The organism is Butyricicoccus sp. (assembly GCF_050872565.1).
Classification (GTDB): domain Bacteria; phylum Bacillota; class Clostridia; order Oscillospirales; family Butyricicoccaceae; genus Butyricicoccus_A.
This window is the reverse complement of record NZ_JBNMHC010000242.1, coordinates 1-3,491: the sequence shown is the minus strand read 5'-3', so window position 1 is coordinate 3,491 and position 3,491 is coordinate 1. Positions and strand designations below refer to the sequence as shown.

The following is a 3,491-nucleotide window of genomic DNA, read 5'->3' as shown; positions in this document are numbered from 1 at the left end:
AGGCGGCGAGCCTTCTGACCGTTACGGCACAGAGCGTGCTTGCTCAATCGTACAGGTTGCTTCCGGTCGTTTCGGTGTCAACTCGCAGTACCTGATGAGCGGCGACGAAATCCAGATCAAGATGGCACAGGGCGCAAAGCCGGGCGAAGGCGGCCACCTGCCGGGCAAAAAGGTTTACCCGTGGGTTGCTAAGACCCGCTTCTCCACACCGGGCGTAGCACTGATTTCTCCTCCGCCGCATCATGATATTTACTCGATCGAAGATTTGGCTCAGCTGATTTATGACTTGAAAAATGCCAACAGAAAGGCGCGCATCAATGTCAAGCTGGTATCTGAGGCCGGTGTCGGCACGATTGCCGCAGGTGTTGCCAAGGGCGGCGCACAGGTTATCCTGATTTCCGGTTATGACGGCGGTTCGGGTGCCGCTCCGAAGAGCTCCATTCACAATGCCGGTCTGCCGTGGGAGCTGGGTGTTGCAGAAACCCATCAGACCTTGATTCAGAACGGTCTGCGTTCCCGCGTTGTCATCGAGGCAGACTCCAAGCTGATGACCGGCCGCGACGTTGCCATTGCCTGCCTGCTGGGCGCAGAGGAATTTGGCTTTGCTACCGGCCCGCTGATTGCGATGGGCTGTGTCATGATGCGTGTGTGCAATCTGGACACCTGCCCGATGGGTATTGCCACACAGAATCCAAAGCTCCGCGCACGATTCCAGGGCAAGCCGGAGCACGTACAGAACTACATGCTGTTTATCGCTCGCCAGCTGCGTGAAATCATGGCTGGTCTGGGCTTCCATACCATTGACGAAATGGTCGGCCGCAGCGATAAGCTGGAGCGCCGTAAGAACATGCGCATCGGCCGTGCGGATACCGTGGATCTGTCTATGATTCTCGACAATCCGTATGTCAATGCACCGGAACGTCACTTCGATCCGAAGAATGTATATGATTTCCATCTGGAAAATACCGTAGACGAATCCGTCTTCCTCAAGAAGATGGGCAAGAACCTGAAGTCTGGCAAGCCGCAGTCCATTGAACTGAAAATCAGCTCGACAGACCGCGCACTCGGCACCATCTTTGGCAGTGAAATCACCCGCCTGCACGGCTCTTCCCTGCCGGAAGACACCTACCGCATCAAGTGCTACGGCGGCGGCGGTCAGTCGTTCGGCGCTTTCATTCCGCAGGGCTTGACGATGGAGCTGGAAGGCGACTCCAACGACTACATCGGCAAGGGTCTGTCCGGCGGCAAAATCATCGTCTATCCGCCGAAGGGCAGCAAGTTCCGTGCAGAAGACAATATTATCATCGGCAACGTTGCCTTCTACGGTGCAACCGCAGGCAAGGCATTTATCTCCGGCGTTGCAGGCGAGCGTTTCTGCGTGCGCAATTCCGGTGCTGTCGCTGTTGTCGAAGGCGTTGGCGATCACGGCTGTGAATACATGACCGGCGGCCGCGTTGTCGTTCTCGGTCCTACCGGCAAGAACTTTGCGGCAGGTATGTCCGGCGGCATCGCCTATGTACTGGATATGCACCGCGATCTGTATCTGCGTGCGAACAAGTCCATGGTAACGATCTCCACCGTTCGAGAGAAGCATGATATTCAGGAACTGAAGAGCCTGATTGAGCAGCATGTCGCTGCAACCGGCTCCCACAAGGGCAAGGAAATCCTCGACAACTTCCAGAGCTACATCCCGTTCTTCAAGAAGATCATGCCGAACGATTACAACAGAATGCTCAAGGCCATTGCCAAGTCGGAAGAAAAGGGTCTGAGCCACGAACAGGCTGAAATCGATGCATTCTACGCATCTGTGAACGGATAAAGGAGGACGAGAATCATGGGTAAGCCGACAGGATTTTTAGACTATGCGCGTGAAGAGAACCCGGCAATCGAGCCTCTGGTACGCATTGAAAACTTTAACGAATTTCACCCGCCCCTCGATCGAGAAGATCGCCAGAAGCAGGGCGCACGCTGCATGAACTGCGGCGTGCCGTTCTGCCAGAGCTGTGTGCAGCTCGCCGGTATGTACTCCGGCTGTCCGCTGCACAATCTGATCCCGGAGTGGAACGATATGATTTATCGCGGCAACTGGGAACATGCGCTGGCACGTCTGTGCAAGACCGCTTCCTTCCCAGAATTTACCGGCCGCGTCTGCCCAGGTCTGTGCATGGCTGCCTGCACCTGCGGCGCCAACGGTGATCCGGTTACCGTCAAGGAAAATGAGCTGGCACTGATTGAATACGGCTACGAAAACAATTTAATCAAGCCGCGCATTCCGGAAATCCGCACCGATAAGAAAATTGCCGTTGTCGGCTCCGGTCCGTCCGGTCTGGCAACCGCTGACCTGCTCAACCGCCGCGGACACAACGTCACGGTCTATGAGCGTTTTGACCGCGTTGGCGGTCTGATGATGTACGGCATTCCGAACATGAAGCTGGAAAAGCAGTACATTGACCGCCGCGTCAATCTGATGAAAAAAGAAGGCGTGACCTTCATCACCAATGCAGACATCGGCAACACAATTCCGGCACAGGAGCTGCTGGACAATTACGATGCTGTTGTTCTGTGCTGCGGCGCATCTAATCCGCGCGACCTGAATAATCCGGGACGCGATGCCAACGGCATTCACTTCGCTGTAGATTTCCTGCGGGCAAATACCAAGAGCCTGCTGGATTCCAACCTGACGGATGGCAAGAACATTTCTGCCAAGGACAAGAATGTCATCGTTGTCGGCGGCGGCGACACCGGCAACGACTGCATCGGCACCTGCATCCGCCACGGCTGCAAGAGCATCACCGCACTGGAAATGATGCCGGAGCCGCCGGAGCAGCGTCTGCCGAGCAATCCATGGCCGCAGTGGCCGCGCGTCAAAAAGACCGATTACGGTCACGAGGAAGCCATCGCGCTGTTTGGTCATGACCCGCGTCTGTACCAGACCACCGTCAAGGAATTCCACAAGGATGAAAACGGCAATCTGAGTGCCGTCACCATTGTCTCTCTGGAGAGCAAGAAGAACGAAGAAACCGGTCGATTCATGATGGTACCGGTAGAAGGTTCCGAGCAGACGCTTCCGTGTGAACTGCTGCTCATCGCAGCCGGATTCCTCGGCAGCCAGCCGTATGTCTCTGAGGCGTTTGGCGTAGAGCTGAATCAGCGCACCAACGTCAAGACCGAAGAAGGCAGCTACAAGACCAATGTTGACAAGGTATTTACCGCTGGCGATATGCATCGCGGTCAGTCTCTCGTTGTCTGGGGCATCGCAGAAGGCCGTGCTTGTGCGCGAGAGGTCGATGAATACCTGATGGGCTACACTTGCCTGTAACCCCGAAAACAGCACACTGTCTGCATAGGCACGCAGACGCATTCGTGCTATAATAAATGGACAGCAGGTTTGCTATTTTTTACCTGCTGTCCGTTTCCGTTTTTATTTCAGGAGGAGTCATGAATACCTATACATTTCAGGAAGTCATGCAGTATATCACAGAAAATGACGT

2 protein-coding genes are annotated in these 3,491 nt (G+C 55.1%); both read left to right on the top strand.

Annotated elements, in window-relative coordinates; translation table 11 throughout:
- On the top strand, nucleotides 1–1,819 hold a 1,819-nt coding region (locus ACR0P9_RS09410; protein WP_432619517.1), incomplete at its 5' end, for a glutamate synthase-related protein.
- Nucleotides 1,820–1,834: 15 nt separating this feature from the next.
- Nucleotides 1,835–3,319: a glutamate synthase subunit beta gene (locus ACR0P9_RS09405; RefSeq protein ID WP_432619515.1), complete on the top strand. Its 1,485-nt coding sequence runs from the start codon at nucleotides 1,835–1,837 to the stop codon at nucleotides 3,317–3,319.
- The last annotated feature ends 172 nt before the right edge of the window (nucleotides 3,320–3,491 follow it).